Source organism: Pseudostreptobacillus hongkongensis (assembly GCF_001559795.1).
Taxonomy (GTDB): Bacteria; Fusobacteriota; Fusobacteriia; order Fusobacteriales; family Leptotrichiaceae; genus Pseudostreptobacillus; species Pseudostreptobacillus hongkongensis.
Genome location: NZ_LOHY01000128.1, coordinates 1 through 905, shown reverse-complemented (window position 1 = coordinate 905; position 905 = coordinate 1). Strand labels below are relative to the sequence as shown.

Here is a 905-nt window from a genome sequence, read left to right as displayed (position 1 = left end):
AAAAAAGGAAGGGAAAGAAAATGCATTTAACCATAAAAGAAAGATTAAAAATTGAAATTTTATTAAAAGAAAATAAGAGTATAAAAGAAATAGCTGATATAATAGATGTTTCATATCATAGAATATTTAGAGAAATTAATAATAGAAAAATATTGTTTAAAAATACTAAAAGAATAAATATAGGAAATGAGTTTGATAATATAGAAAGATTATGCCCCATATTAAATACACATCCTAAAGTATGTAATAAATGTCCTAGATATTTATCTAATACTTGTACTTATGACTATTTAATATATGATGTAAATGAAGCACAAAAAGATTATGATAATAAAAGAGGTAAAAGAATAAGTTTGAAGCAAGAAAAGTATCTAAATGAGGTTGCTATTAGAATAAATAAAGGACAACCAATTTCACACATACACTCTTCTATGACTTTAAAATATAATGATATGGTATCTAAAAAAAGTATATATAATTGGATTGATGAAGGGTTAATAAAGTATAATAAAAAGAAAATAAAAATACCTAAGAATAATGAGAAAATACTTTATGAAAAATCAAATAAAATTGATAGATTAGTTGGTATGGATTATGAAAGATTTTTGAGTTATACAAGTGATAATCCTAGAAAAACAATAGTTGAAATAGATTTAGTAGAGGGTTGTAGAATTAATGGAAGAAATAGTGGGTATATATTAACTATGTTTATTCCATTGTTATAAACAGTTTCTATAATTTTTTGAACATTTTCATGTGTAGGATTAGTTGTTCTAACAAACTCATCATATTCTATATTTAATTTATACCACAATTTAATAAAATCAGATTTCATAGAATCTATCCATTCTTGTGATGTAACATTATTTTTTTTAACACTTTCTTCTATTTTTTGACCACGATCA

At 22.4% G+C, this 905-nt stretch carries 2 protein-coding genes; one reads left to right on the top strand and one right to left on the bottom strand.

Annotated elements, in window-relative coordinates:
* The coding region (locus tag AYC59_RS06420; RefSeq protein ID WP_211260031.1) for a helix-turn-helix domain-containing protein at nucleotides 1-725 on the top strand (725 nt) is incomplete at its 5' end.
* Here AYC59_RS06420 and AYC59_RS07825 read toward each other — a convergent pair.
* A partial coding sequence (locus tag AYC59_RS07825) for a class I tRNA ligase family protein (RefSeq protein WP_156445511.1) occupies nucleotides 611-905 on the bottom strand: 295 nt, incomplete at its 5' end. The genes AYC59_RS06420 and AYC59_RS07825 overlap by 115 nt on opposite strands.